The 26211-nt window shown below is 46.0% G+C and carries 24 protein-coding genes and 1 pseudogene; 16 read left to right on the forward strand and 9 right to left on the reverse strand.

The window, feature by feature from the left end; translation table 11 throughout:
* Positions 1-50 precede the first annotated feature (50 nt).
* Together ppsA and RHEIN_RS02685 are read left to right on the forward strand one after the other, a co-directional pair.
* Positions 51-2425 (forward strand): annotated as a pseudogene (gene ppsA / locus RHEIN_RS02680) (phosphoenolpyruvate synthase).
* A 172-nt stretch (positions 2426-2597) separates the two neighbouring features.
* On the forward strand, positions 2598-3554 hold the full coding sequence (locus RHEIN_RS02685; RefSeq protein WP_008897429.1) for an ADP-ribosylglycohydrolase family protein: 957 nt from the start codon (positions 2598-2600) through the stop codon (positions 3552-3554).
* Positions 3555-3596: 42 nt separating this feature from the next.
* On the opposite strand, the gene fur is transcribed toward RHEIN_RS02685, so the two are convergent.
* Entirely contained in the window at positions 3597-4037 is a 441-nt protein-coding gene (fur, locus tag RHEIN_RS02690) for a ferric iron uptake transcriptional regulator (protein WP_008897430.1), read from the reverse strand.
* 152 nt (positions 4038-4189) lie between these two features.
* On the opposite strand from fur, the gene RHEIN_RS02695 reads away from it, so the two are divergent.
* Positions 4190-4666 (forward strand): DUF4442 domain-containing protein, encoded by a 477-nt coding sequence (locus tag RHEIN_RS02695; RefSeq protein ID WP_008897431.1) that lies wholly within the window; start codon positions 4190-4192, stop codon positions 4664-4666.
* A 36-nt stretch (positions 4667-4702) separates the two neighbouring features.
* Here RHEIN_RS02695 and fldA read toward each other — a convergent pair whose 3' ends face one another.
* The 4 genes from fldA to RHEIN_RS02715 form a co-directional block, all read right to left on the reverse strand.
* Positions 4703-5233, reverse strand: coding sequence for a flavodoxin FldA (fldA, locus tag RHEIN_RS02700; RefSeq protein ID WP_008897432.1), 531 nt, complete (start codon positions 5231-5233; stop codon positions 4703-4705).
* A 12-nt stretch (positions 5234-5245) separates the two neighbouring features.
* Positions 5246-5518 carry a LexA regulated protein gene (gene ybfE, locus RHEIN_RS02705; protein WP_008897433.1) on the reverse strand — a complete coding sequence of 91 codons (273 nt, stop codon included), beginning with the start codon at positions 5516-5518 and terminating at the stop codon, positions 5246-5248.
* 14 nt (positions 5519-5532) lie between these two features.
* A complete protein-coding gene (locus RHEIN_RS02710) occupies positions 5533-5730 on the reverse strand; it encodes a DUF2788 domain-containing protein (RefSeq protein WP_008897434.1) in 198 nt (65 codons plus the stop codon).
* Between the two features lie 63 nt (positions 5731-5793).
* Positions 5794-6555 carry an alpha/beta fold hydrolase gene (locus RHEIN_RS02715; RefSeq protein ID WP_008897435.1) on the reverse strand — a complete coding sequence of 254 codons (762 nt, stop codon included), beginning with the start codon at positions 6553-6555 and terminating at the stop codon, positions 5794-5796.
* A 302-nt stretch (positions 6556-6857) separates the two neighbouring features.
* Between RHEIN_RS02715 and seqA the strand changes: the two genes are divergently transcribed.
* The 6 genes from seqA to RHEIN_RS02745 all read left to right on the forward strand — a co-directional run bounded on the left by seqA (position 6858) and on the right by RHEIN_RS02745 (position 17357).
* Entirely contained in the window at positions 6858-7424 is a 567-nt protein-coding gene (seqA, locus tag RHEIN_RS02720; RefSeq protein WP_008897436.1) for a replication initiation negative regulator SeqA, read from the forward strand.
* A 9-nt stretch (positions 7425-7433) separates the two neighbouring features.
* Entirely contained in the window at positions 7434-9080 is a 1647-nt protein-coding gene (gene pgm / locus RHEIN_RS02725) for a phosphoglucomutase (alpha-D-glucose-1,6-bisphosphate-dependent) (protein ID WP_008897437.1), read from the forward strand.
* A gap of 154 nt (positions 9081-9234) precedes the next feature.
* Positions 9235-11730 carry a glycogen/starch/alpha-glucan phosphorylase gene (locus RHEIN_RS02730; RefSeq protein WP_008897438.1) on the forward strand — a complete coding sequence of 832 codons (2496 nt, stop codon included), beginning with the start codon at positions 9235-9237 and terminating at the stop codon, positions 11728-11730.
* Between the two features lie 184 nt (positions 11731-11914).
* Entirely contained in the window at positions 11915-12223 is a 309-nt protein-coding gene (locus RHEIN_RS02735) for a hypothetical protein (protein ID WP_008897439.1), read from the forward strand.
* A 123-nt stretch (positions 12224-12346) separates the two neighbouring features.
* Positions 12347-15385: a D-2-hydroxyglutarate dehydrogenase YdiJ gene (gene ydiJ, locus RHEIN_RS02740; protein ID WP_008897440.1), complete on the forward strand. Its 3039-nt coding sequence runs from the start codon at positions 12347-12349 to the stop codon at positions 15383-15385.
* A 178-nt stretch (positions 15386-15563) separates the two neighbouring features.
* Positions 15564-17357, forward strand: coding sequence for an AsmA family protein (locus RHEIN_RS02745; RefSeq protein WP_008897441.1), 1794 nt, complete (start codon positions 15564-15566; stop codon positions 17355-17357).
* A 67-nt stretch (positions 17358-17424) separates the two neighbouring features.
* Here the strand turns inward: RHEIN_RS02745 and RHEIN_RS02750 are convergent, their stop codons facing one another.
* Together RHEIN_RS02750 and fabA are read right to left on the reverse strand one after the other, a co-directional pair.
* Entirely contained in the window at positions 17425-17799 is a 375-nt protein-coding gene (locus RHEIN_RS02750) for a VOC family protein (protein ID WP_008897442.1), read from the reverse strand.
* A 142-nt stretch (positions 17800-17941) separates the two neighbouring features.
* A complete protein-coding gene (gene fabA, locus RHEIN_RS02755) occupies positions 17942-18454 on the reverse strand; it encodes a 3-hydroxyacyl-[acyl-carrier-protein] dehydratase FabA (protein WP_008897443.1) in 513 nt (170 codons plus the stop codon).
* Between the two features lie 117 nt (positions 18455-18571).
* Here fabA and RHEIN_RS02760 point away from each other — a divergent pair, with 117 nt between their 5' ends.
* Together RHEIN_RS02760 and RHEIN_RS02765 are read left to right on the forward strand one after the other, a co-directional pair.
* Entirely contained in the window at positions 18572-18829 is a 258-nt protein-coding gene (locus RHEIN_RS02760) for a hypothetical protein (RefSeq protein ID WP_008897444.1), read from the forward strand.
* A gap of 78 nt (positions 18830-18907) precedes the next feature.
* Positions 18908-19762, forward strand: a complete 855-nt coding sequence (locus RHEIN_RS02765) for a 6-pyruvoyl trahydropterin synthase family protein (RefSeq protein ID WP_008897445.1) — start codon at positions 18908-18910, stop codon at positions 19760-19762.
* Between the two features lie 36 nt (positions 19763-19798).
* On the opposite strand, the gene RHEIN_RS02770 is transcribed toward RHEIN_RS02765, so the two are convergent.
* Positions 19799-20809, reverse strand: coding sequence for a metal-dependent hydrolase (locus tag RHEIN_RS02770; RefSeq protein WP_008897446.1), 1011 nt, complete (start codon positions 20807-20809; stop codon positions 19799-19801).
* 116 nt (positions 20810-20925) lie between these two features.
* Entirely contained in the window at positions 20926-22722 is a 1797-nt protein-coding gene (locus RHEIN_RS02775) for a M61 family metallopeptidase (protein ID WP_008897447.1), read from the reverse strand.
* Positions 22723-22772: 50 nt separating this feature from the next.
* Between RHEIN_RS02775 and hinT the strand changes: the two genes are divergently transcribed.
* From hinT to RHEIN_RS02800, 5 genes are all read left to right on the forward strand, one after another.
* Entirely contained in the window at positions 22773-23123 is a 351-nt protein-coding gene (hinT, locus tag RHEIN_RS02780) for a purine nucleoside phosphoramidase (RefSeq protein ID WP_008897448.1), read from the forward strand.
* A gap of 90 nt (positions 23124-23213) precedes the next feature.
* Entirely contained in the window at positions 23214-23612 is a 399-nt protein-coding gene (locus tag RHEIN_RS02785) for an acyl-CoA thioesterase (protein WP_008897449.1), read from the forward strand.
* A gap of 77 nt (positions 23613-23689) precedes the next feature.
* Entirely contained in the window at positions 23690-24157 is a 468-nt protein-coding gene (locus RHEIN_RS02790) for an Mpo1 family 2-hydroxy fatty acid dioxygenase (RefSeq protein ID WP_008897450.1), read from the forward strand.
* Positions 24158-24278: 121 nt separating this feature from the next.
* On the forward strand, positions 24279-25361 hold the full coding sequence (locus tag RHEIN_RS02795; RefSeq protein WP_008897451.1) for a sensor histidine kinase: 1083 nt from the start codon (positions 24279-24281) through the stop codon (positions 25359-25361).
* Positions 25345-26172, forward strand: a complete 828-nt coding sequence (locus RHEIN_RS02800) for a LytR/AlgR family response regulator transcription factor (protein ID WP_008897452.1) — start codon at positions 25345-25347, stop codon at positions 26170-26172. The genes RHEIN_RS02795 and RHEIN_RS02800 overlap by 17 nt, the downstream gene beginning before the upstream one ends.
* Positions 26173-26211: the final 39 nt, after the last annotated feature.

Here is a 26211-nt window from a genome sequence, read left to right on the forward strand (position 1 = left end):
GGCTTGTCATGTAAGCTTACATAACCTGCAACAAAAATTGGAGACTCATTGTGCAAGAATTCGTTGTTTGGTACCAGGACCTGGGCATGCACGACGTTCCTCGCGTTGGTGGTAAAAATGCTTCATTGGGTGAAATGATCAGTAACCTGGCAAATGCAGGGGTACAAGTTCCGGGTGGTTTTGCCACTACAGCTTATGCCTTTAATCAATTTCTTGAACAGAGTGGTCTGAACGAGCGTATTTATCAAGTGTTGGATGGCCTCAACGTTGATGATGTCACAGCTCTGGCCAAAGCCGGTGCGCAAATTCGCCAATGGGTGATTGATACACCGTTCCAAAGTGAATTCGAACAGGCTATTCAAACGTCATACCAGCAGCTGCAACAGGGCTGTGCTGAAGATGTCTCCTTTGCAGTGCGTTCATCGGCTACAGCTGAAGATATGCCTGACGCTTCGTTTGCGGGTCAGCAGGAAACTTTCTTAAACGTCCGTGGTTATGCTTCTGTCATTGAAGCCATCAAACACGTATTTGCTTCATTATTTAACGACCGCGCTATTTCTTATCGTGTGCATCAGGGGTATGACCACCGTGGCGTGGCTTTGTCTGCCGGTGTACAGCGTATGGTGCGCTCAGACTTATCCGCTTCAGGCGTGATGTTCAGTATCGACACTGAATCAGGTTTTGAAGATGTGGTTTTTATCACGTCCTCTTATGGTTTAGGTGAAATGGTGGTGCAGGGCGCAGTCAACCCTGACGAATTTTATGTGCACAAACCTACAGTGATGGCGCGTCGTCCGTCCGTCGTACGTCGTAATTTGGGCAGCAAACTGTTGCAGATGGTGTACTCCAAAGACTTGAGCCACGGTAAACAGGTCATTGTTGAAGACGTGCCAGAGGCGTTGCGTCAACAGTTTTCACTGACAGATGCTGAAGTGCAGGAACTGGCGAAACAAGCCATTATCATTGAAAAACACTATGGCCGCGCCATGGATATCGAATGGGCCAAAGATGGTCAGGACGGTAAGCTGTATATAGTTCAGGCTCGTCCTGAGACTGTGCGCAGCCGCGAAGACAGCAATGAAATGGAACGTTTCCAACTGCAGGGCACAGCGCCCATCGTTGTTGAAGGCCGTGCCATAGGTCATAAAATTGGTTCAGGTAAAGCCAAGGTTCTCGCCAGCATCGCCGATATGGATCAAATTCAGCCAGGTGATGTGTTAGTGACTGACATGACAGACCCGGACTGGGAACCTATCATGAAACGAGCCTCAGCCATTGTCACTAACCGTGGTGGCCGTACTTGCCATGCCGCTATTATTGCGCGTGAGCTGGGTATTCCGGCTGTAGTGGGTTGTGGTGATGCCACCAAAAAATTAAAAACGGTCAGGAAGTGACAGTATCCTGCGCTGAAGGCGACACAGGTTTTGTCTACGAAGGTATTTTAGGTTTTGACGTGATGACCTCACGTGTAGACAAAATGCCGGCGTTGAAAATGAAAATCATGATGAACGTGGGTAACCCTGAGCGTGCGTTTTCCTTTGCGAAACTGCCTCATGCCGGTATTGGCTTAGCCCGTCTGGAATTTATCATCAACCGTATGATTGGTGTGCATCCAAAAGCGCTGCTGAACTTTGATGCGCAGACTGACGAGCTTAAAGCCACCATCAGCCAAATGATGGCCGGTTACAGCTCTCCTGTCGAGTTTTACACCATGAAGCTGGTTGAAGGTATTTCTACACTTGCTGCGGCCTTTTCACCAGAGCGGGTGATAGTGCGGATGTCCGACTTCAAGTCGAACGAGTATGCCAATCTGGTGGGTGGTCGTCAGTACGAGCCACACGAAGAAAATCCTATGATTGGTTTCCGTGGTGCATCACGTTATATCTCTGAAGACTTCCGTGACTGTTTTGCCATGGAATGCGAAGCCTTAAAACGGGTTCGTAATGACATGGGCTTTACCAATGTTGAAGTGATGATCCCATTTGTCCGCACTTTGGAAGAAGCTAAAGCTGTGATTGAACTGCTGGAAGCTCATGGCCTGAAACGTGGTGATAATGGCTTAAAAGTTATTATGATGTGTGAGCTGCCATCGAACTGTTTGCTGGCAGAAGAGTTCCTTGAGTACTTTGATGGTTTCTCCATCGGCTCAAACGACTTAACTCAGCTGACTTTAGGTTTAGATCGTGATAGCGGATTAATAGCGCATCTGTTTGATGAACGTAACCCTGCTATTAAAAAGCTGCTGTCTATGGCGATTCAGACCGCCAAAGCCAAAGGCAAATACGTGGGTATTTGTGGCCAGGGTCCTTCGGATCACGAAGACTTTGCTGCATGGCTGATGGATCAGGGCATTGACTCAGTGTCATTAAACCCTGATACAGTGCTGGAAACCTGGTTATATCTGGCGGAAAAATACGGCCAGTAAGTTGTGAGATTTGTATCTAAGCCAGCCTGAGTGCTGGCTTTTTTTTTCGATAGAAAATGCATCTATTTACTTGATTTTAAAGCGAAGTACTTGGCTTCTTAGCGGCAATACCTTATATATTAGATATGCGCAAAAATTAGCCTCAGATGGCTTTATTACAACGGAGGTCAGCATGAGCGACCCGGTGCTCAAATCTAAAGCGCTTGGTTTGATGTATGGCTTATTGGCTGGAGAAGTGTTGGGCTCCGCTGTTGAAGGCTTACCGCAAAACGAAAGGGATGAGCGACTAAGCTTTGAACTCACTGAAATCTTGCTGCAAAACCCCTGGCAAACCTTGTCCGGACAAGCAACAGACAGTGGTGAACTTTCGCTATTGTTGTGCCGCTTATTGGCCCATTATGGTGAATATCAGGAAGAGGGCGCCTGGCAAGCTTATGAATATTGGCTCAGAACTGAACCTTTTGCCGTACCGGACGAATTAAAACGCGCTCTGTTATCTGAGCAGGATGAAGAGTCTGCGGAAACTACAGCTTTAGCTCGCGTGGCGCCTGTGGCTTTGATGGTGCCTTACCAGTCTTTACCCCAGCTTGCGGCATGGGCTATGGCCGATACGGCTCTGACTCATCCCAATATGCTTTGTCAGCAAATCAGCGGCCTGTATGTAATGGCGCTTGGGCATGTGCTGGAAAATGATTGCAGTGCAGATGAACTGTATCAATTGATCAAAGACTGGGCAGCACAACTGAAAGTGGATAAACGTATTATCCGGGTTATTGATCAGGCCTTATTTATGCCACCTACAGATTTTGAGCAGCCTGATGCTCAGGTGCTGGTCTGTTTTCAAAATGCGATCTGGCAGCTGTTGTATGCACAGGATTATCTGGATGCCATGCTTGATACTATCAAACGAGGCGGAGACACAGCCAACAACGCTGCTGTGGCCGGGGCTTTATTAGGCGCCTGTTATGGTGTGGCAGAAGTGCCACAATTGCTGCGAAATGCTATTACCCATTGCAGACCACTGAAAGGCCAGTTTGGTGTGCATCAGCCTCGCCCGGAATGTTGCTGGGCCAATGAGGTGGAGTATTTAACAGAGCAAATTTTAACAGGCACAAAAAAACCGGACTAGCCGGTCTTCTTAACGTCAAACCTGGTGCATCAGATCAAAACCTTATTTGCTGTTGCGGGTTTCTTCGCAGGACTTTTTATCCACACATTCGCCGTACAGATACAAACTGTGGTGCGTCAGCTTAATACCGTTTTTCTCTGAAATTTCTAATTGCTTGCGTTCAATGTCGTCATCTTCAAACTCGATAACTTTACCGCAGTTTAAGCAGACTAAGTGATCGTGGTGATCAATGCGGCTTAATTCAAATACCGACTTACCACCTTCAAAATGGTGGCGGGTGACAATGCCTGCATCATCAAACTGGTTTAATACACGGTATACAGTGGCCAGACCAATATCTTCACCCAACTCCAGCAAAATCTTATACACATCTTCGGCACTGATATGCTGATGATTCGGGTCCTGCAAAATATCGAGGATCTTCACTCGTGGCAGTGTGACCTTAAGGCCTGCTTTACGTAATTCGGTATTATGATCTGACATGGATTCTTCTACTCTTTCTTGAATTTCAAATGATTATAAGGCCATTACCAATAGAAGCAACCTATAAATCTGCCCCTTATTGCATACAAAGCGCAGACAAAGCTCAAACAAGGGGTTAGAATTCGGCTAAACAGGTCTTACCAGAGGTTGTTATGCGTTGGGCGTTTAATCCTGCCGTGATGCGGCATTTATTAAATTTGTGGCCACCATTTTTTTTCAGTGGCATTAAAGTGGTGGAATTGGCGCAGGACTACAGATACTGCAAAGTGGAGCTAAAAAACAGGCCCTGGACTCGCAATATTAATAGCAGTCAATTTGGTGGCTCTATGTTTGCGATGACCGATCCTATTTATCCGCTGATGCTGATGGGCACCCTGGGTAAAGAGTATATGGTGTGGGATAAACAGGCTGACATCAATTACATCACACCGGGCCGTGGCAAATTAACGGCTGAATTTTTGCTGACAGACAGCGAGCTTGAACATATCAAACAACAAACCGAAGCGGGGGAGAAATATTTTCCTGATTTTGTTGTGCATGTAAAAGACAACAAAGGTGAGTTGGTGTGCGAAGTAAAACGTAAAGTGTATATCCGAAAAAAACCGAAGTACCGCGAAGTATCTCAGTAGAAAAATGGGGCAGAGCTGAAGCTCTGCCCCTGAATATTACAGATTCTCCAGCTCTTTTAAGCTCAGTTCATCATAAATCTGCTTACACCATTGTTTGACACGTTGCTCTGTTAATTCGGGCTGACGGTCTTCGTCTATGCCTAAACCAACAAAGTGGTCATTGTCTGCCAGGGCTTTAGACGCCACAAAGTTGTAGCCTTTAGTTGGCCACTGACCAACCAGAATAGCGCCTTTAGGCTCAATAATGTCACGCAGAGTACCCATAGCGTCCAGGAAATACTCGGCGTAATCTTCCTGATCACCACAGCCAAAAATAGCGACCAGCTTATTGTTGAAGTCGATATTTTCCAGCTCAGGAAAAAAATCGTCCCAGTCACACTGGGCTTCACCGTAATACCAGGTCGGGATACCTAACAGCAACAAATCATAACCGGCAATTTGTTCTTTTGTGCTTTTGGCAATATCCATCACATCAAACAAATGTTTGCCCAGCTCTTTTTGAATCATTTTTGCGATATGTTCAGTGTTACCTGTATCGCTACCAAAAAATATACCTACAGTTGCCATAACTTTCGCCTTCTACCTGGTCAACGCTTGTTCTAAAACCCATTCAATATAGGCGCTACGTGTCATATTTTGCTGCTCTGCAGACAAACTCAGCTGTTGATACAACTGTTCTGACACTTTGCACTCTATACGCTTTAAACCTTTACTTCGATCGCGTTTGATTTGATTGCGCTTGTTCAGCTTTAACTGTTCTTCCCGTGGCAAAGGATTAGTCCTAGGCCGGCCGGGGCGCTTTTCATGCGCAAACAAATCTATTGTTGTGCGATCTGTGGCTATTTTAGCCATGTCGCGCACCTCATTTATTCGACAAAATACTCAAAAATCACTTTAGCTAAAAAAGCCGCAGGTGATAAAAACAGCACTAACCACACAAAAATTTTGCCAAAACGAGGAGCGTTACTTTTTTTAAGTACATCCCAGATGGCCATCACGATAAACAGATAGAGGGCACCTACACCCAGAAACAGACCTAAGGTCTCAAACTGCTCAATATTCATAATGACCCATAGCCCCAAAAAATTGCGCGCACTATAGCACAATTTTATTGGGAATTAGTTGCGTTAACTCAATAAAAAGTCAGTGACTATTTTCGCAAAAGCGACAGGTTTTTCTGCGTGTAGCCAATGCCCTGTGCCCATAATGACTTTTGCTTTACTTTGCGGAAAGAGTACAGCGATTTGGCTCTGGTGTTCCGGCAGCAGGTAGTCTGACTCCGAGCCTTTTATAAAGAGCGTAGGTCCGGAGTAAGGGCCTTTGCTGGCGGGCGCTTCCAGCAACTGCTGATAGTTAGCAATCAAGGCCTTGATGTTAAAGCGCCAGTGGAACTGATTTTCCTCTTTATATAAACTTTTTAGCAGAAACTGCCGTACCCCGTTTTCTGAAATAGCTAAAGCCAGTTGCTGATCGGCTTCTTGTCTGCTTTGTAAGCTGTTCAAGTCAATAGCATCCAGCGCAGATAAAATCTCCAGATGCCGTGGTCTGTTTTGCACTGGCGATATATCAGCCAAAATGAGTTTATTGACTCTGTCCGGGTAGCGCAGCGCAAACTCCATCGAAATTTTGCCGCCCATTGAATGGCCTAATAATGCCACTTGATCCAAACCCAAATGATCAAGAGTATCTCTGATATCCTCTGCCATCAGTGCATAGGACATGCTATCGTGCCAGTCTGAACGACCGTGATTACGCATGTCCAGATTGACCACTTGCCATTGTCCGGCTAAAGCGCGGGCAATCACGCCAAGGTTCTCGTAACTACCAAAAAGGCCGTGGATCAATACAATAGCTTGACCCTGGCCTGTGATCTCGGTATGTAATATCATTATTGTTTCCGATTTAACGACCTGAATTAACGACTTAGGGGCATGGTATCAAAACTGCTGGCTGGCGTCAGCGACTGCCTCTTTGTATAGCCAAAGTAATTGGTGTTGCAGGGAGGCGACAAGGGATTGAGACCCCAGGAGCATAGTCGTCCTATGTGCATTGGATTGACGCGAGAACTCGCAAGAAATGCCTGGCGGGTATTTTCAGAGTTACTGGGGCGAGAGCATGCAGTCAACAAAGCTGCAGCTTCAAGTACGAAGGGTATATAATGGCTTCACTTTCAAAAACGCGGACTAACTTCATGAAAACCATCGAAATAGATGACGACCTTTATCAATTTATCGCCAGTCAGACTCAACAGATTGGTGAAAGCGCCTCTGATATTCTGCGCCGTTTACTGATTGCCAGCCTGACAGAAGCACAGGCTCCTGCTGTACCAGCTGCAAAACAAGCGGCTAAAGCCGCAGTTGAAGTTGCTCCAGAAGCTGTAGCGGAAAAGGCTACAGTCAGTGCTGCAGCTGTTGAAAAAACAGGTTCAGTTTTTGATTTTATCAGTCCACAGGATTTATCGGCTGAGCAAAGTGTAGTGGGCCGGTTTTTGTTTATTTTATCGGCCTTATCCCGCGCTCATCGTGGTGATTTTGCTCAGGTACTGGAAATTAAAGGTCGTAACAGACTGTATTTTGGTCAGTCTGAAGCCTCTTTGTTGGAAGCGGGCAGCAGTACCAACCCAAAACCTATTCCGAATACAGATTTTTGGGTGATCACCAATTCCAATACCACTCGTAAAAAAATGATGCTGACGGAAGTTGCCAGCAAATTAGGCTACAGCTCTGTTGAGGTTGAACGGATCCGCGATTTGTTATAAGGAGTTTTTATGTCGTTACATCCGCTGGCAGGGCAAACTGCCCCGGCCGCCATGTTACCTAATATAGCTCAACTGATGGCTGCCTATTACAGCCTGAGCCCTGATGTGGCTGTGACCAGCCAGCAGGTTAGCTTTGGCACTTCAGGCCACAGAGGTGGGGCTTTACTGAAGTCCTTTAATGAGGCACATATTCTGGCCATAGTGCAGGCCGTTGCAGAATATCGTAAGCAGCAGGGATTTAACGGCCCATTGTTCCTCGGCAAAGATACCCACGCTTTGTCTGAAGCTGCTTTTGTCACTGCGTTGCAAGTACTGATAGCCAATGGTGTTGAAAGCCGTATTCAGCAGGATGGCGGTTTTACGCCAACCCCTGTGATTTCTCACGCTATTCTGGCGTATAACAAAGGCCGTACAGCAGATTTAGCCGACGGTCTGATCATTACGCCTTCGCATAATCCACCTGAAGATGGGGGTATTAAATACAATCCACCTCATGGTGGCCCTGCAGATACAGATGCGACAGACTGGATCCAAAAACGTGCCAATGCTCTGTTAGCCAGTCAGTTAGCCGGTGTACAAAAACTAAGCTACGAAGCAGCACTGTTATCACCTTTGTGTGTGCACATCGACTATATTCAGCCTTATGTGGATGACCTGGCGAACGTCATTGATATGGCCGCTATTGCCAAAGCCGGTGTAAAAATTGGTGTCGACCCTCTAGGTGGTTCAGGCATCGCCTTCTGGCCTGTAATTGCCAAAACTTATGGTTTGAATATCACTGTCGTCAATGAGCGGGTGGATCCGGCTTTTAGTTTTATGCCTTTGGATAAAGATGGCAAAATCCGTATGGATTGCTCTTCTGCTTATGCCATGGCAAATCTTATTCAACTCAAAGATCAGTTTGATGTGGCTATAGGCAACGATCCTGATTTTGACCGTCACGGCATAGTGACCCGAAGTGGCGGTCTGATGAATCCAAATCATTATCTGGCTGTCGCTATTAACTATTTATTAAGCAACAGACCTTTATGGTCTACCGACTTAGCTATAGGCAAAACCCTGGTGTCTTCGGCCTTGATTGACAGAGTGACAGAAGGCCGTGGTCGTAAAGTATACGAAGTACCAGTTGGCTTTAAATGGTTTGTTGAGGGCTTGCACCAGGGGACAGTGGCTTTTGGTGGCGAAGAAAGTGCCGGGGCCAGTTTCCTGCGATTTGATGGCACTGTCTGGTCAACGGATAAAGATGGTTTTATTTTAGGTTTACTGGCAGCAGAAATGCTGGCAAAAACCGGAGTGGATCCGTATCAGCAGTATCAGTCATTAACCAAAGAATTTGGTTCACCTTTGTATCGCCGTCTGGATGCTGCTGCTTCAGCAGAGCAAAAAACAGCGCTGAAAAACCTGGATGTCAGCAGTGTTCAACAGACAGTGCTGGCTGGTGATCCTATACTTGCTGTGCTTACAAAAGCTCCAGGAAATAGTGCCAGTATTGGCGGGGTGAAGGTCGTTACGAAAAATGGCTGGTTCGCTGCGAGGCCCTCAGGTACAGAAAACAGTTACAAAATTTACTTAGAGAGTTTTGTTGATCAACAGCATTTAATGCAGCTTGAATCTGACGCCAAAGCCTTTGTAGACGCGGTGTTCGCTGCTATTTAAGCTCCGAAAACAGCCTGTTATCGTGTTGTAATAAAATTACGATAATAGGCTTTATTTCCGCAAATTCTTGACTATTGCCCGCCATTTTTGTAATTTTTCTACAACTACAGTTATTAAAAAAGCGGCTCACCGCTCATCAAACCGGGATTTGGCAATGAAAAAAACGACTTCAAAGGCAAAAGCTTCAGTGGCTATTGCAGCGCTTCCGAGCACGGAAGAGTTAAAAAACAGCATTATTAAACATTTACACGGTAGCCTTGGCACTGATGTCAACAAGGCCAGTCCACAGGCCTGGTGGCGTGCGACCTGCGCTGCGGTGAACGAGTATGTATATGATGGTTTGCGTAATACCCAGCGCACTCACTATCAACAAAATACCCGTGCTATTCACTATTTCAGTCTTGAATATTTAATGGGCCGTTTATTCAGCAACAACCTGCATAACATAGGCGTGTATGACGCCGCCAAAACTGCGTTGGCTGAGTTGGGGCTGAATATTGTTGATCTGGAAGATCAGGAAGAAGATATGGCATTAGGCAACGGCGGTTTAGGCCGTTTAGCTGCTTGCTTTATTGACTCTATGGCCACGTTAAACTATCCGGCTATCGGCTACGGTATTCACTACGAACACGGTTTGTTTAAGCAGGAGTTCTCTGACGGTCGTCAGATCGAGCGTCCGGACAGCTGGCGTGAATACGGCAACCCATGGGAAATTTGTCGCCCTGAGTCTGTGCAGGAAATTTCGGTCTATGGTTATGTAGAAACCACCTATGACTTGCAAGGCAAAATGAAAAAAGTGTGGCACCCTGGCCGTATTATCAAGGGTGTGCCTTGGGACATTCCAGTTGTGGGTTATCAGGGCAGTTCAGTCAACGTATTACGTTTGTGGGAAAGCCGTGCCAGTGATTTCTTCAACTGGGACGTATTTAACTCAGGTGGTTACATTGATGCAGCGCGTCAGAATATTGAAGCTGAAACCATTTCTAAAGTCTTGTATCCAAACGATGAAACTGATGCAGGTAAAGAATTACGCTTAATTCAGCAGTACTTTTTCTGTTCCTGTTCACTGAAAGACATTATTCGCCGTTACAAACGTGCCAATGGCGATGACTGGAGCAAGTTCCCGGAGCAAGTGGCTATTCAGTTGAATGACACTCACCCTGCAGTGGCTATTCCTGAACTGATGCGTATTCTGGTCGACCGTGCTGAAATGAGCTGGGACGATGCCTGGAACATTTGTCAGCACGTATTTGCCTATACCAACCATACCTTGTTGCCAGAAGCTCTGGAAAAATGGTCAGTGCGTTTATTTGAAAAAGTATTGCCACGCCATTTAGAAATCATTTACGAAATCAACCGTCGCTTCCTGGTAGAGCAGGTGGATGTGTTATGGCCTGGCGATAACGACAAAAAACGTAAGCTGTCTATTATCGAAGATAGCCACGAACCTATGGTGCGTATGGGCCATTTGTCTGTGGTCGGTTCATTCCGGGTCAACGGCGTAGCGCAAATCCACTCCGATTTAGTGAAATCTGATTTATTCCCGGAAATGGTGGCTTTGTGGCCAGATAAATTCACCAACGTTACCAACGGTGTCACGCCTCGTCGCTGGTTAAAAGCCTGTAACCCACGTTTAGCTAAGTTGCTGGATGAAACCATTGGCGATGAATGGCCACGGGATTTAAAACAACTGAATAAATTTGCAGCTTTTGCTGATGATCCTGCCATTCAGGACGCCTTTATGGCGATTAAACAGCAAAACAAAGCTGATTTAGCCACTGTAGTGAAAAAGCTGACTAATATCAGCATCGACCCACACGCTATTTTTGATATTCAAATCAAAAGGTTGCATGAATACAAACGTCAGCATCTGAACTTACTGCATATTCTGGCGTTGTACCGTCGTATTTTGCAAAACCCGGACTACGACATGGTGCCCCGTGTATTCCTGTTTGGCGCTAAAGCGGCTCCTGGCTACAAGCTGGCCAAAGAAATTATTTACGCCATCAACAAAGTGGCTGAGAAGATCAACAACGACAAGCGGGTTAAAAACCGTCTGAAAGTGGTCTTTATGCCAAATTACCGTGTAACGCTGGCAGAAAAAATGATCCCTGCAGCTGATGTGTCAGAGCAAATCTCTACCGCAGGTAAAGAAGCTTCGGGTACAGGTAATATGAAGCTGGCGCTAAACGGCGCTATCACTGTAGGTACGCTCGATGGTGCAAATATTGAGATTGCTGAGGAAGTAGGGGCTGATAATATTTCTATCTTCGGTTTAACTGTCGATGAAGTGAAAGCACTGCAGGCCAAAGGCTACCACAGCTGGGATTATTATTATCAGGATGCTGAAATCAAAGCCATTCTCGACTGGCTGGAAACCGATTACTTCACGCCGGGTAAACCAGGTGAGTTGTCGGCGATAAAACGCAGCTTACTGGAAGGTGGTGACCCCTACTTAGTACTGGCCGATTTCCAGTCTTATGTCAAAGCACAAGAGAAAGTGGATGGCTGGTACCGTGATCAGGCAGGCTGGGCGAAAAAAGCCATACTGAACACGGCCTTGATGGGCAAATTCACCTCAGACCGCTCTATTGAAGACTATGTAGAAAAAGTCTGGAAACTGGATGCCTGTAAAATCAGCCAGCAGTAATTCAGTCCTCTTTTGACAGAGCCCACTTCGGTGGGCTTTTTCTTTAGCTGATGGGATAACACTTCAAAGCGCAGGCTGAACTATTTGTTACAATTTGCAGTCTTACCCGGCATTGGGATTTCGTTTGATCATCCCCATTAAGTTTTACAGAGCCAATAAACAGGCGTTTTAAAGAGAGCAATCAATGAATTATCAACAGCAAGCCCAACAATGGCAGGCCTTATTCCGTCAGAAACAGCAGGGCAGTTTCCTTAGCCGTGTTCTGCTTTGGCTGGTGGCCGGCATCATGCTGGTGTTTGCCATGGGTGTGTTACTTTTTGTACTGATGCTGAGCTGGTTACTTATTCCGGTGTTTTTATACAAAAGACACCAATTGCGTAAACAGGGCAAATCTTTTTTCGAGCAGGCGCAACAGCAACAACAAGGCAGAAGCTCAGACGCTTCAGGTCGGGTGATTGAAGGTGAAGTGCTGGAACGTAAAAACGACAATTAACCCACTTATCCCTTCAATGTAAGCGCAGCAGGGCATTGGAAAAACTGTAATTTTTTTCCGACGCCCTGACCATCTATCCTGTGCTTTGGTATACTCGGCCCAGTTTTAAATCTGGTGCGTCCTATGATCCCGAAGTTAACTGCGACAGAAACACTTAATCCCCAGGTACAGGCTTATGTTACTGCCTTAACAGCTGCTGGTTTTACCGGCGATATTGAAGTGAGTTACGCCAGCCGTTTAGCAGTAGCAACAGACAACAGCGTGTATCAGCAACTGCCTGCTGCCGTGTTATTGCCGAAATCTGCTGCTGATGTGCAGCTCATTTGTTCTTTGTCTCAGACGGTGAGTTTTAGCGGCATAAAATTTACCCCTCGTGGTGGTGGCACCGGCACTAATGGACAGGCTTTAACTTCGGCAGTTGTGGTGGATTTATCCCGCCATATGCGTGAAATTATTGAAATTAATGTCGAGGAACGCTGGGTCAGGGTGCAGGCTGGTGTGATTAAAGATCAGCTGAATGCCTTTTTAAAACCTTATGGTTTTTTCTTCTCCCCGGATTTATCCACCTCAAACCGCGCCACTATAGGCGGTATGATCAACACAGACGCTTCAGGTCAGGGCTCTTTGGTTTACGGCAAAACCAGTGATCATGTGTTATCCCTTGATACAGTGCTGATTGATGGCACAGCGCTGCATACTTATGCTATGCCTCTGGCTGAAGCAGAGCAACAGGCCGAGCGTCAGGACAGCATTGGCCGTGTCTATCGTCAGGTGTTATCCAGCTGCCGTGATTTTCGTACTGACATTCTAAAGACTTTTCCTCGCCTGAACCGCTTTTTAACAGGCTATGACCTGGAGCATGTGTTTAATGAGGATTTAACTCAGTTTGATTTGTCCCGTGTTATTACCGGTTCTGAAGGCTCTTTAGGTTTTGTCACTGAAGCTAAATTAAATATTACGCCAATAGCCCCCTACAAATGTCTGGTGAATGTGAAATACGACAGCTTTGAAAGTGCACTGCGTAATGCGCCATTTTTAGTGGCGGCACAGGCGACCTCTGTTGAAACCGTAGACAGCAAAGTGCTGGATTTAGCCCGCAACGATATTATCTGGCATCAGGTAAAAGACTTTATTGAAGACGTGCCTGGCAAAACTATGCTGGGCCTGAATATGGTCGAATACAATGCTGAAGACGAAGCGGATATGGCGCAAAAGGTTCAGCAGTTAGAAGCTCGTTTACAAGAGTCTGTGAAAAATGGTGAGTCGGGTATTATTGGTTATCAGTTGACCTATGATAACAACGCTATCACTCAGATTTATGCCATGCGTAAAAAGGCAGTGGGTTTGTTAGGCAACGCCAAAGGCAGTAAAAAGCCTATTCCTTTTACCGAAGATACCGCTGTTTCTCCAGAAAATCTGGCTGATTTTATTATGGAATTCAGAGCCTTACTTGACAGTCACGGTCTGGCCTATGGCATGTTTGGTCATGTCGATGCCGGGGTGTTGCATGTGCGGCCAGCCTTGGATATGTGTGACCCGGAGCAGGAAAAACAGTTACGCGTTATCTCTGATCAGGTGGTAAAACTAACGGCTAAATACGGCGGCCTGATGTGGGGCGAACATGGCAAAGGTTATCGCAGTGAATATGGCCCGGAGTTTTTTGGCGAGGCTTTATTCACAGAACTGCGTAAAATCAAAACAGCGTTTGACCCTTTTAATCGTGTGAACCCGGGCAAAATTTGTACTCCTATCGACAGCACAGAACAGTTGGTTAGTGTTGATGATGTTAAACGTGGTTTTTACGACCGGCAAATTCCTGTGGTGGTGAAAGATAGTTTCGACAGTAGCTTAAACTGCAATGGCAACGGCCTTTGTTTTAACTACGAAGAAAATTCCCCCATGTGCCCGTCCAGTAAGGTCACTAAAGACAGACGTCATAGTCCAAAAGGCCGGGCCGGTTTAATGCGGGAATGGCTGCGCTTAATGAGTAATCAGGGCGTAGATGTGTTGGCGCAGGAACAAGAGCTGTTGAATAAATCGAACAGCTTGTCCGGAGTAGTATCCAAAATTAAAAACAGCTGGCAGAAAAAACAGGGCCAGTATGATTTTTCACATGAAGTGATGGAAGCAATGGAAGGCTGCCTGGCCTGTAAAGCCTGCGCCGGTCAATGTCCTATCAAAGTGGATGTGCCATCCTTCCGGGCCCGTTTTATTCAGTTGTACCATAGCCGCTATTTACGACCCGCCAAAGATTATCTGGTTGGTAACATTGAACGCTCAGCGCCTTTGCTTGCCAGTATGCCGAAGGTAGTGAATTTTTTCCTGCAGCAAAGCTGGATGGCCGCACTGCTGAAAAAGACAGTGGGCTATGTTGATACACCACAATTATCAGTACCCACCTTAAAACAAAGGGTTGAGGGCCAGTACCACTTTGATTTAACAGCCCTGCAAGCCTTGCCAGAGACTGAAAAGCAAAAACTGGTGCTGTTGGTGCAGGATCCTTTTACCAGCTTCTACGAAGCTGATTTAGTGGCTGACGCGCTGAAGCTGATAGAGAAACTGGGGTTCAGGCCTGTACTGCTGCCATTTTTACCCAATGGCAAACCCCAGCATGTAAAAGGCTTTTTACGCGATTTTGCCAAAACTGCGAAAACAGCCTCTGATTTTTTAAATCAGGTGGCCGCTTTAGGTGCGCCGCTGGTGGGTTTGGATGCCTCTTTAGTGCTGGTGTATCGGGATGAATATGTCAAAGCTTTAGGCTCGCAGCGTGGCAACTTCCAGGTGGACTTATTCCATGAATGGCTGGTAAAACAAAATTTACCTGCATTGCAGACCAAACAAAGCTTTAGCTTGCTTGCTCATTGCACCGAAAAAACTGCTTTGCCATCGACAGAAAATCAGTGGAAACAGATCTATGCCAAAGCCGGATTAGAGCTCAAAGCTTTGTCTGTTGGGTGCTGTGGTATGGCCGGAACTTATGGTCACGAAGCGCAGAATTTTGACAACAGCAAAAGCTTATACGAGATGAGCTGGCAGCAGAATGTGCAAAACACCGGCGCTGATCAGGTGCTGGTGACAGGGTTTTCCTGTCGCAGCCAGGTGAAACGTTTAGAAGGCGTTAAACCTAAACATCCGCTGCAGCAGCTGTTGTTGTTGCTGTAGTTTATTCGGGTGCCTGTGGGGCAGGCCTAAAGTCTGCTCCTGCTGATTTACAGTCCCACTAAAAGTCATCAAGTTCAGCTAAGGTTTATGCCGCTGAGCTATGCTATGCATTCGCTTTTTTATCAGGTCGTTCAGTTATGATTGGCCCAAAGTACAAATGACCCAAAGGAAAATGGATATGAATTGGTTTAAATGGCTGCTGGCTGCCGTTGTTGGTCTTCTCGCAGTAACGGTATTTTATCTGCTGGTTCTGTTTGATTTAAATGACTTTAAAGCAGAAATTACCCAAAAGGTTGAACAACAAACCGGACGACAGCTGCACATCGCAGGGGATATAGGCTGGACTGTCTACCCAAGTCTGGGCGTGTCGCTTTCTGATGTCACCTTATCCAATCCTGAAGGTTTTGTGCCTGAGCAAATGCTGGAAGTTTCAACACTGGTGGCGGCAGTGGCGTTGATGCCATTGCTGAATAAAGATCTGCAAATTCAGCAACTGCATCTGGACGGTGTAACAGTTAATCTGGTGACAGCTAAAAATGGCAGAACCAGTATGGATGGCCTGACTTCAGACCAGGCAGTTGCTTCTGCTCCTGCTGAAACTACAGCACCTGTATCTGCTCCGGGTTCGCAGCAACTGCAACTGGAAGATGTATCCATTCGCAATCTGCAATTAAATATGATCACCGAAGGCAGCCCGACTCAAAGCCTGACGCTGAAATCATTAAATTTAACTGATTTTAAAGCCAATGAATGGGCTCCACTGGATTTTGAACTGCTGGTTAAATCCGATCCAACCCAGTTGAATTTGAAAGGTTCAGCGCAGTTGCAACTGAGTAACAACAATCAGTTGGTGCAGCTGAAAGACTTTGTACTGGATACTGAGTTTCAGGGCCTGCCATTGAAGCAGTTGGTGTTAGAGACAGATTTAAAACTAGCGCTGGATAAAAAACAACTGGATTGGCAATGGCAGAAACTTGAGCTGGATGACATCAAAGGTTCAGGCCAACTGGCAGTGAATTACGCCAAACAAGCAGTGATTAAACTGGACTTGAAACTGGATGAGGTGGATACAGCTGTTTATATGGCGGAAAACACCTCAACAACAGAAGCTGAAGCTGCGTCCAACACTGAACCTGATTTAACAGCGTTGCGCCAGTTTGATCTGGATTTAAAGCTGGCAGTCAAAACTCTGAAAGTGAGCGGCCTTCATACGGAAAATCTGCAATTGGAGTTGAGCAACAAAGCAGGGTTGGTTCAAATTCAAAATGCCAGCGCAGATTTATACGATGGCAAAGTGGTGGCCAAAGCCACACTGGACGCTCGCAAAACGCCAGTCAGCTATAGCTTCAATAAACAGCTGTCCGGCTTGGCGCTGCGACCTATGCTGATAGATGGCGCTGATATTGATTTGTTAAGCGGCACTGCAAAACTCAGTATTGAGGCCAAGGGCCACAGCTTATTACCAGAGCAACTGAAGAAAAACCTGCTGGCCAATGGCAGTTTTGAAATCACAGATGGTTCTTTGTATGGCGTCAATATTGCGCAAATGATCCGTAATGCCAAAGCCACTTTAAAAAATGAAGCGCAAAGCACGGACAATACAGAACAAAAAACCGACTTCTCCAGCTTAACAGGCAGTTTTAATCTGACGGACGGGGTACTGACCAACCCTGATCTAAAAATGGCGGCACCATTATTACGTCTTGCTGGTAAAGGGTCTGCCAATCTGCTGACAGAAGCTTTGGATTATCAGTTAAGTACGGCGCTGGTGAATACCTCTAAAGGCCAGGGCGGTAAAGAAAAAGACGATCTGGCGGGTGTGGAAATACCACTGAAAATCAGCGGTACTATGCAAGAGCCGAAGTATTCACTGGATACCAAAGCATTATTTGAAACACAGCTAAAAGACAAAGTTGAAACGCAAAAAGACAAACTTAAAAACAAACTGCTGGAAAAACTAGGCGGGCTTTAATACGTTTTAACTAAATCAGCTTACAAAGCAGGGGCATAGTAGCCCCTGTTTTTGTTTTAAGCTGTTGTTATTTCATGGAATGCACAGCGACTTTATTACCTTCCGTATCAATAAAACTACCGATAAAACCATGTTCACCTATCGGCATTTTTTCCATCACCAGGCGACCTCCGGCTGTAACCACTTTAGCCAGAGGCTGATTGACATCATCGGCCACAAAATACACCAAAGTACCAGTGGTGGAGGGCTGACAATCAGGATCTTTGACTAAAGCTCCGGCACAACCAGGAGCAGCGTGGTCGTAACTAAACATCGCCATCAGGCTGGGGCCCATTTCCATCATTTCAAATTCAGCGCCTAAAACAGCGGCGTAAAAGGCACAGGCACGGTCCATATCCAGCACAGGAATTTCAAACCAACCCACAGGGTTTATTGCAGACATAACAGATCTCCTTGTTGTGAAACACGAATTAAATGCAAAGAGTGTAGCGGAAGCATGAAGAAATGGGTGTGATTAAAATGGGTAAAAATTCAGAAACAAAAAACGGAGCAAAAAGCTCCGTTTTTTTAATTTGAAATCATCGTCAGAAGGCAGACGTATCCTGAAACAAACCTACTTTCAGCTCTTTGGCCGTATAGATCTCACGACCGTCGACACTGACAGAACCTTCAGCTATGCCCATAAACAATTTACGTTTAATCACACGGGTCATATCGATACGGTAGGTTACTTTTTTTGCAGTAGGCAGAATTTGACCAGTGAATTTCACTTCACCTACACCTAAAGCACGGCCTTTACCAGGACCACCAGCCCAACCCAGGAAGAAACCGACCAGTTGCCACATGGCATCTAAGCCTAAGCAACCAGGCATCACCGGATCCCCTTTAAAGTGGCAATCAAAAAACCACAATTCCGGATTGATATCGAATTCAGCGATAATTTCACCTTTGCCGTATTTGCCACCTTCTTCCGAAATGTGTACAACACGGTCAATCATCAACATATTGTCTACCGGCAACTGGCTGTTGCCTTCGCCAAATAATTCCCCACGGCCACAGGCCACTAAATCTTGTTTTGTAAAGCTATTCTTAGTCATGTATGTTAGATCCATCATCAAGGCTGGGCCACTTTAGCGAACACTTGTAAGCTAAACAAGTCCGATTAGTCAAGCTGACCTTCCGAAATCAAATTAACAGCATAAGATAGAAGCATTATGACGGAACAGGAAAAAAAACGAATTTCTAATGCTGAAAAACAACAGCGTTACAGAGAGCGGCAAAAAGGCTCTGGCAAAAAAGAGTTGCGCGGTTATTTAACACCAGAAGCTTTAGCCTGTTATCAGGAAATTCAGCAAAAAACCGAATGGAACGACAGTGTACTGCTCAGCAATGCCATTCGTTTAATGTATGCAGCCCATAAACTTGGACAAATAGGTTTACTGAATGGCTGGCTGACTGAACATAAAAAATAAGGCCAGCTTAACGGGCGCAACGTATTGCTTTATAATGTCGCCACTTTTTGCTGTTACAGCGCCATCCGGAAGTATTTTATGATTTTATTTGTCCGCGACTTAACCGTCATCGATTTTTCGTACCTTTGCCAGCAGCGTGGTTTGTTAGGCGAAAGTTATATTGTTGATGTGGAGTTGCATGGGGACTTGGATCAAACCTCTATGGTGTTTGATTTTGGTCTGGTAAAAAAAGTCATTAAAAAAGCCATCGACCAGTTGGTGGACCATAAACTGGCTATTCCCGCCTTGAGTCCTGCTACACAGCTGATTAAAGGTGAAGTGGAGCAGGTATTCTTCAGTTCAGCAAAAGGCCTGCTACAAGTAGCATCACCTGCTGAAGCCTTTGCGGTTATTCAGGCCGAAAAAATTGATATGGCTTCAGTCACAGAATTCTTAACTGAACAAATTAAACCTCTGCTGCCAGATAACGTGGCCAAACTGGTGTTACAGCTGCGCACTGAACAAGTCAGTGGTTTTTCTTACCATTACACCCATGGCCTGAAAAAACATGATGGCAACTGCCAACGTATTGCTCATGGTCATCGTTCTACTATTCAAATTTTTGATAACGGCATGTTGTCACCTAAGTTAGGCAAATACTGGAGTGAGCGCTGGGAAGATATTTATCTGGCGACCGCTGAAGATCAAATTGAAGCTTCCGCCTTACGATACTTAAAAGCCGAAGCTGATGCGCTGAACTTTGCTTACAGCTCTGCTCAGGGTTATTTTGAAATTTCACTACCAGCCAGCACTTGCGAAGTGGTGCCTTGCGACACCACAGTGGAATGTTTAGCACAATATATAGCCACTACAGTGAAAGAATTACATCAGCTTACTGCAGTAAAAGTGGTTGCTTTTGAAGGTGTTGGCAAAGGCGCTATAGCTTTTGCTTAAAAATCCCGGGTCAGAGTTCAGGTTCTGACCCGAATTTTACTTCACTAAATCAGACAACGGAATTTGAGTTTTAGCCAGAACCCGTTGATACAACCAATCAAAACTTGCCGCATTGTCGCGTGGAAACTCCAGCTGCACCGGGGCTTGAGGTTGTTCATTCGTAGCCACCACAAAACTAAAGCTGTAAAAAGGCGCCATGCCCATCCGCAGATCCGTCACCAACAGTTGATCCTCTTTTTGTTCCAGTTGATAAAAACCATGACTAAACCAGGCTAAACGTGCCACAGCAGGGTTATCCTGCCATTGTTCAATCAAGGCTGTATCCCTGGGGAAACTTCGCCATTGCATCTGTGTTGAGCCATCAAGCAAAGAATAATACCCTTCAAGGTACTGATCTTCGTTCACCACCACAGCGCGCCACAATAAGGTATTAAAAGGGGTTGCAGTCACCAGCAGTTGATCGGCTTGTTGGCCTGAATCGGCCAGCTGTTGTTTCACTTCCGCATAAGCCAGTTGTTGCGCCACTACACCAAACAACAAATAGGCAGTGCTCAAGGCCAGGCCTGCAGTATTCCAGTAGGTTTTAGACCAAAACGCCAGCAGAAGCCCCAGCAACAAGGGCAGAGTATAAAGCGGGTCTATGATAAAAATGCTGCCCACTCCAAAAGGATAATCGCTAAAAGGCAGCGCAAGCTGGGTGCCATAAATAGTCATAGTGTCCAGCAGCGCATGGGTCAGCAGCACCAGTAATACCGCCAGCACAGTCTGTTTAAACAGTTGAGGGCGACCTGATAACTTCACCAACAGCCAGGCAAAAAGTGGCGAGACTAAAGTTAAATAAAACAAGGAATGGCTTTCAGTGCGGTGCATGGTCATGTCACTGATCGGATCGCCATGGGATATCAATACATCCAAATCGGGCAGGGTGCCAAATACAGCGCCCGCAGCAGCTGCATGCCAGACTTTCATCTGTTTATTGCGGATGGGTTTATGAAAAGCCGCGACACTGACAGCGGCACCTAAAGCTATTTGTGATAACGAATCCATAGATCCCTTCATACTTGTAGCCACAGCCTTTTTGCCGCGTGCTCATTTGATTTCTGTTTGAATACATGACGGGCGCGGATAAACCGCGCCCCTACACTTATCGACTTACTGCCATTTCAATTATTTTGGCTATGAAGAGGTGTTACCCCAAGCCACTGCCCGGTTTTTTTCTGATCAACCAGCTGTAAATACGTCAAAGTTGCAGGCGCAAGTTCAACCGCCATCGATAACTGCACTAAGCGTTGTTTACGGAACAGATGCAAAGTCAGTACGCTGCCAATCTGGCTTTGGTTGAGCTGACGCCAGAAGTTTTGCTCTGTGGCTTTGACCGCATTAACAGCAATTAACTGATCCTGCGCCATCAAGCCTGCTTTGTAGGCAACAGAACCCAGAGGCACATTGGTGATCTTTAAACCTTCAGAACTGGCGCCAAATGCAGCACCAAAAGCGCGCGCCGGATAAGCTGGCGCTTTACTGCCGGATAAGTCTTTGCTGTGTTCCTGTTGGCGCAGGGCTGTGCTTAAACCAAGATGGGGCAAAAGTTCAGCCAAAGGCAAAGCAGTGTTGCCATAGACCCAGCTGTACAATTGGCTTGCTATGTCTTTCCCTGCATAGTCTGAGCAAAGCTGAATAAACTGCTGTTCAGTGCTGCCTGAAGCTGGTTCGCCATAGGTTTTCCAGGCGAACTGCATTAAGGTATCCAGCGTCAGGCCTTTACTGCGTAATAAAGCATCCAGACACAACGCAATCAGACTGCCTTTGGTGTAATAGCTGACCACAGCATTGACGGCGTTTTCATCTTGCTTGTAATACTTAGTCCAGGCGTTGAAGCTGCTCTCTGCCACAGATTGCACCTGCTCTGATGGGCTAAGCTGTACTCTGTTGATGGTTTTTTCCAGCACAGCAAAATACTGCTCCTGCGTCAGTACACCACAACGCACCAAAGCCAAATCATCATAGTAGGAAGTAAACCCCTCGTATAACCAAAGCTGGCTTGTGTATTGCTCTGTGTTTAACCTGTAAGGTAAAAACTGGGCTGGTTTAGCCCGTTTCACCCACCAGGTATGAAAGTACTCATGGCTGCAAAGGCCAAGCAAATTTTGATAATCGGCTGTGCTTTCGTCAGGACGTTGTGGGTTCGGAAGATCCTGATGAGTCAGCAGCAATAAAGTGGAATTATGATGCTCCAGGCCGCCATAGCCTGAATCTGTCACCCAACATAAAAACCAGTACTGGGTTAAATCTGCCGGCAGGCCAGCAAATACCTGCTGTTGTTGCAGGCATATGCGTTGCAGCTCTGTTTTAAAACGTTCGAGATCCACCTGCTCATGGCCCGCCAGCACCAAATAATGTGGCACTCCACAGACATCAAATTCGGCGATATCCAGTTTACCTAACATCAATGGGGTGTCGATCAGTTGTTGATAGTTATCGGCCTGATACAGACCACATTGCAATGGCCGGGTTGTGCGGGCTGGGGATAAACCTGTAGCCACCTGCCAGTCTAAAAACTCAGGCGCCTGAATAGTTAAATTGATTGGTGAAGCCTCCATGCCTTTAACTTCAAGGCAGAGAGCCGCCGGATTTAAAATAGCCAGTTGATCGTCCAGGTAACAACCGCGCACCGACAGATCAAAGGCATAAACTTTATAACGCACAGTCAGCTGTTTTTGATGGTGACTCAATTGCCAGCTTTGTTTATCCAGCTGAGTCAGGGGCAAATCACCTGAATCATCAAAAGCTTCAACAGAGTGCAGATGTTTGGCAAAATCCCTCACCATATAACTGCCCGGGATCCAACTGGGCAGGCTTAGGGTGATCACCTCTTTATTCTGTGGTGTAAAATGCAGTTCAACCGCAACCAGATGTGCTGTAATGTCAGCAATGCTAAGCTGGTAAGCCAATGGCGTCATACCCTATACTCCCGAACGTTATCTGCGCATTATTTTATAAGGATCTTCTGATGGCTCAAGAAACTATTTTCAGCAAAATCATTCGCCGCGAAATTCCGGCCGACATTTTATACCAGGACGAATTAGTTACTGCCTTTCGTGATATTAATCCACGGGCACCTACTCATATTCTAATTGTACCTAACGTATTGATACCTACAGTAAACGATGTGGAACCACAACACGAGCTGGCTTTGGGCCGTTTATTTACCGTAGCCCGTAAACTGGCCGCTGAAGCGGGCATTGCCGAAGACGGTTACCGTTTGATTATGAACTGCAATCAGCATGGCGGTCAGGAAGTCTATCATATTCATATGCATCTGGTCGGTGGGAAAAACTTAGGGGCTATGGTGGCGCGCTAAGCTATTTTTTGTCGGATAAAACCCGGTCATTGTCTTGCAATTGCCGGGAAAGCTTCTAAAATTCGCGCCTTATTTCTGCCGGAGAACCTTATGACTGACGACGCTTTACTTGCCAAACGTATCGAATACGCTGTGACCCGTGTCACAAAGACGGTATTTCCTGGTCGCACTAACCATCACAATACCTTATTTGGTGGTGAAGCTTTAGCCTGGATGGATGAAGCAGCTTTTATAGCGGCCACCCGTTTTTGCCGTAAACCTTTGGTGACTGTGTGTTCGGACAGAGTGGATTTTAAAGAATCTATTCCTGCGGGTTCCATTATTGAGCTGGTTGCCCGTATTGAGCATGTAGGCCGCACCAGTATTAAGGTGAACGTCGATATTTTTGTAGAAAATATGTATGACGACGATCAGCATAAAGCCATCTCAGGTAACTTCACTTTTGTGGCTTTAGGCCCGGATCGCAAGCCAGTCCCTGTGTTAGGCTGATCACTCGGACATATTGAGCTTTTGTTGGCTCAGCAGTAGAGTGGGACCATCTATCTTTGCTCTGAGCCAGATAAAACATGAAAACTATCCACCAATGGTTTGCTGAATATGGCGTCAGCCATCAAAACCCCACCAACAAACTGATCCACTGGTTTGCTGTCCCCACTATTTATTTCACTGTGTTTGGCCTGCTGTGGCAAATCCCAATGCCTTTTAGCTTGTTTGCAGAACAACAAATTACCTGGCCTTTAGTAATTGCTATGCCTGTGCTTGGTTTTTACTTCAGCTTGTCTTTTGCCATAGGTGTGGCAATGACCTTGTTTACCGCTTTGGTGGTGATGCTTATTCGTGCTTATGAGCAATATGTCAGTCTGGATATCTGGCTGGTTTCCTTGCTGTTATTTATTGTGATGTGGGTGTTGCAGTTTATTGGTCATAAAATTGAAGGCAAAAAGCCGTCATTTTTTCAGGATCTGCAGTTTTTATTAATTGGACCAGCCTGGCTGATGGGTTTTATCCTGCAAAAATTGAAGATCCATTATTAACTGATCCTACCTGTATTGCGACTAATGGAGAGCTAACCAAGTCTAATCCCCGAGCTGAGGCTCTCCAAGCTCCTGTTGCTGAGATACAATAGGGGTAAGCTTTAATTTAGTTGTATCTATTTTGCAAAAATTTTTTGAAGACCGTCATCGCCTGTTTTGGTTGCTGCACACTCTGGGTTGGGTGGGCTTTGCCTTAATCAGCTATTTAGGTTCCTTGTTTCAGGAAATGCGCAGTGCCTACTGGATAGTAGTAACGCTGGATGCATATGCTGGCTGGTTGTTGACTATTCCACTGCGTTACGCTTTTCAGCGCGTATGGCATTGGGAACCCTGGAGAATGATGCTCAGCGTATTGGCGGTGGCTATATTAATAGCTGCTGTCTGGACTGTGTTTCGTAACTTTAACTACTGGGAAATTTACCGCCACGGTTTCAGACCGGATAGCTGGACTCAGTATTTCCGTCAGACCACTGTGGGCTTTTACGTATTGTTAAGCTGGAGCGGCTTGTATTTTGGTATTAAGTACTATCAAACGCTGCAGCAGGAAAAGCAAAAGTCGCTGACGGCCAGTAATAAAGCCCATGAAGCTCAGCTGAAAATGCTGCGTTATCAGCTCAATCCACACTTTTTGTTTAATACCTTAAATGCAATATCGACTTTGGTCTTATTAAAAGAATCGGACACAGCGAATAAGATGCTGGTTCGGCTCAGTGATTTCTTGCGTTATTCACTCTATAAAGATCCAATTAAAAAAGTGCCGCTGCAACAGGAGTTGTATGCTGCCAATCTGTATCTGGAAATAGAAAAGGTTCGGTTTTCAGAACGTCTGACTATTATTTACGACATTGATGAAGCGGCCGATCAGGCTTTGGTTCCTAGTCTGATTTTGCAGCCTTTGGTTGAAAACGCTATTAAATATGCGGTTGCCAGCCAGACCTGTGGCGGCAAAATAATGATCACAGCACAAAAATTTGGCCATGACTTACTGATGGAAGTGGCAGATGACGGGCCTGGAATGGTGATTTCCGATGGTCTGCCAAAAGGGGAATCTGGCGGAGTAGGTTTGGTTAATACCAAAGAGCGATTAGCGGCATTGTACGATCGCAATTTTTCTTTGGTCTTAACACACAACCATCCTCGGGGTTTGAAAGTAAATATCAGAATACCATTTGAAACAGAGAGTACAGATGAAACAAATGCTTAAGGTCATAGTGGTCGACGATGAACCGTTAGCCCGCCGCGGTATGCTGGTGCGTTTAGCTGACTTTCCTGAACTGGATATTGTGGCAGAGTGCAGCAACGGTGATGAAGCTGTAGCTGCTATCCGCGAACATCAGCCAGATGCGGTGTTTTTAGATGTCGAAATGCCAGGACTGGATGGTTTCGGCGTATTAAAGCAATTGCAGCAACAGCAGATTGATTTGCCTTATGTGGTTTTTGTGACTGCTTACGATCACTATGCATTAAATGCCTTTGAAGTGCAGGCACTGGATTATGTACTCAAACCTGTGGAAAAAGAGCGTTTAGCTGCTGCTGTCAGTAAGCTGACGAAAAACTTTGAAGCCAAAGATGACCAGCGTCACAAAGGCCAGTTAGCTGCTGTAGTGGCGCAGCTGACAGGTGAAAAAACCGATCAGATTTTACAGCGTCTGGATCAGTCGCAACCTGTAATGAACGAACGTTTCCCTGAAGCGATCAGCATCAAAGACAGTGGCGAAATCACTCGTGTCCCCGTCAGTGCCATCGATTGGGTGGATGCAGCCGGTGATTATATGTGTATTCATACCCGAGACGGTCAAACCCATATTTTGCGCCGCACTATGAAAGAACTGGAGCAAGAGCTGGATCCGAAGCTATTCGTCCGGGTACACCGTAGCGCCATAGTCAATGTAAATACCATAGCCAAGCTGCAAATGCTGGCGAACGGTGAACATCAACTGATGCTGACCAACGGTCAGGCTGTGAAGGTCAGCCGCAGCTACAAAGACCGCGTCAAAATGGTGTTTAACTCTTAAGTCGCTTAAGCTGCTTTGCATAAAAAAACCTCCTTCCGG

The sequence above is a fragment of the Rheinheimera sp. A13L genome, assembly GCF_000217935.1.
Lineage (GTDB): Bacteria > Pseudomonadota > Gammaproteobacteria > Enterobacterales > Alteromonadaceae > Pararheinheimera.

What these genes read in the sequence shown, in the direction of transcription:
- RHEIN_RS02685 (WP_008897429.1), top strand. Translation starts at nt 2,598, where the DNA reads ATGAGCGACCCGGTGCTCAAATCTAAAGCGCTTGGTTTGATGTATGGC.
- fur (WP_008897430.1), bottom strand. Translation starts at nt 4,037, where the DNA reads ATGTCAGATCATAATACCGAATTACGTAAAGCAGGCCTTAAGGTCACA.
- RHEIN_RS02695 (WP_008897431.1), top strand. Translation starts at nt 4,190, where the DNA reads ATGCGTTGGGCGTTTAATCCTGCCGTGATGCGGCATTTATTAAATTTG.
- fldA (WP_008897432.1), bottom strand. Translation starts at nt 5,233, where the DNA reads ATGGCAACTGTAGGTATATTTTTTGGTAGCGATACAGGTAACACTGAA.
- ybfE (WP_008897433.1), bottom strand. Translation starts at nt 5,518, where the DNA reads ATGGCTAAAATAGCCACAGATCGCACAACAATAGATTTGTTTGCGCAT.
- RHEIN_RS02710 (WP_008897434.1), bottom strand. Translation starts at nt 5,730, where the DNA reads ATGAATATTGAGCAGTTTGAGACCTTAGGTCTGTTTCTGGGTGTAGGT.
- RHEIN_RS02715 (WP_008897435.1), bottom strand. Translation starts at nt 6,555, where the DNA reads ATGATATTACATACCGAGATCACAGGCCAGGGTCAAGCTATTGTATTG.
- seqA (WP_008897436.1), top strand. Translation starts at nt 6,858, where the DNA reads ATGAAAACCATCGAAATAGATGACGACCTTTATCAATTTATCGCCAGT.
- pgm (WP_008897437.1), top strand. Translation starts at nt 7,434, where the DNA reads ATGTCGTTACATCCGCTGGCAGGGCAAACTGCCCCGGCCGCCATGTTA.
- RHEIN_RS02730 (WP_008897438.1), top strand. Translation starts at nt 9,235, where the DNA reads ATGAAAAAAACGACTTCAAAGGCAAAAGCTTCAGTGGCTATTGCAGCG.
- RHEIN_RS02735 (WP_008897439.1), top strand. Translation starts at nt 11,915, where the DNA reads ATGAATTATCAACAGCAAGCCCAACAATGGCAGGCCTTATTCCGTCAG.
- ydiJ (WP_008897440.1), top strand. Translation starts at nt 12,347, where the DNA reads ATGATCCCGAAGTTAACTGCGACAGAAACACTTAATCCCCAGGTACAG.
- RHEIN_RS02745 (WP_008897441.1), top strand. Translation starts at nt 15,564, where the DNA reads ATGAATTGGTTTAAATGGCTGCTGGCTGCCGTTGTTGGTCTTCTCGCA.
- RHEIN_RS02750 (WP_008897442.1), bottom strand. Translation starts at nt 17,799, where the DNA reads ATGTCTGCAATAAACCCTGTGGGTTGGTTTGAAATTCCTGTGCTGGAT.
- fabA (WP_008897443.1), bottom strand. Translation starts at nt 18,454, where the DNA reads ATGACTAAGAATAGCTTTACAAAACAAGATTTAGTGGCCTGTGGCCGT.
- RHEIN_RS02760 (WP_008897444.1), top strand. Translation starts at nt 18,572, where the DNA reads ATGACGGAACAGGAAAAAAAACGAATTTCTAATGCTGAAAAACAACAG.
- RHEIN_RS02765 (WP_008897445.1), top strand. Translation starts at nt 18,908, where the DNA reads ATGATTTTATTTGTCCGCGACTTAACCGTCATCGATTTTTCGTACCTT.
- RHEIN_RS02770 (WP_008897446.1), bottom strand. Translation starts at nt 20,809, where the DNA reads ATGGATTCGTTATCACAAATAGCTTTAGGTGCCGCTGTCAGTGTCGCG.
- RHEIN_RS02775 (WP_008897447.1), bottom strand. Translation starts at nt 22,722, where the DNA reads ATGACGCCATTGGCTTACCAGCTTAGCATTGCTGACATTACAGCACAT.
- hinT (WP_008897448.1), top strand. Translation starts at nt 22,773, where the DNA reads ATGGCTCAAGAAACTATTTTCAGCAAAATCATTCGCCGCGAAATTCCG.
- RHEIN_RS02785 (WP_008897449.1), top strand. Translation starts at nt 23,214, where the DNA reads ATGACTGACGACGCTTTACTTGCCAAACGTATCGAATACGCTGTGACC.
- RHEIN_RS02790 (WP_008897450.1), top strand. Translation starts at nt 23,690, where the DNA reads ATGAAAACTATCCACCAATGGTTTGCTGAATATGGCGTCAGCCATCAA.
- RHEIN_RS02800 (WP_008897452.1), top strand. Translation starts at nt 25,345, where the DNA reads ATGAAACAAATGCTTAAGGTCATAGTGGTCGACGATGAACCGTTAGCC.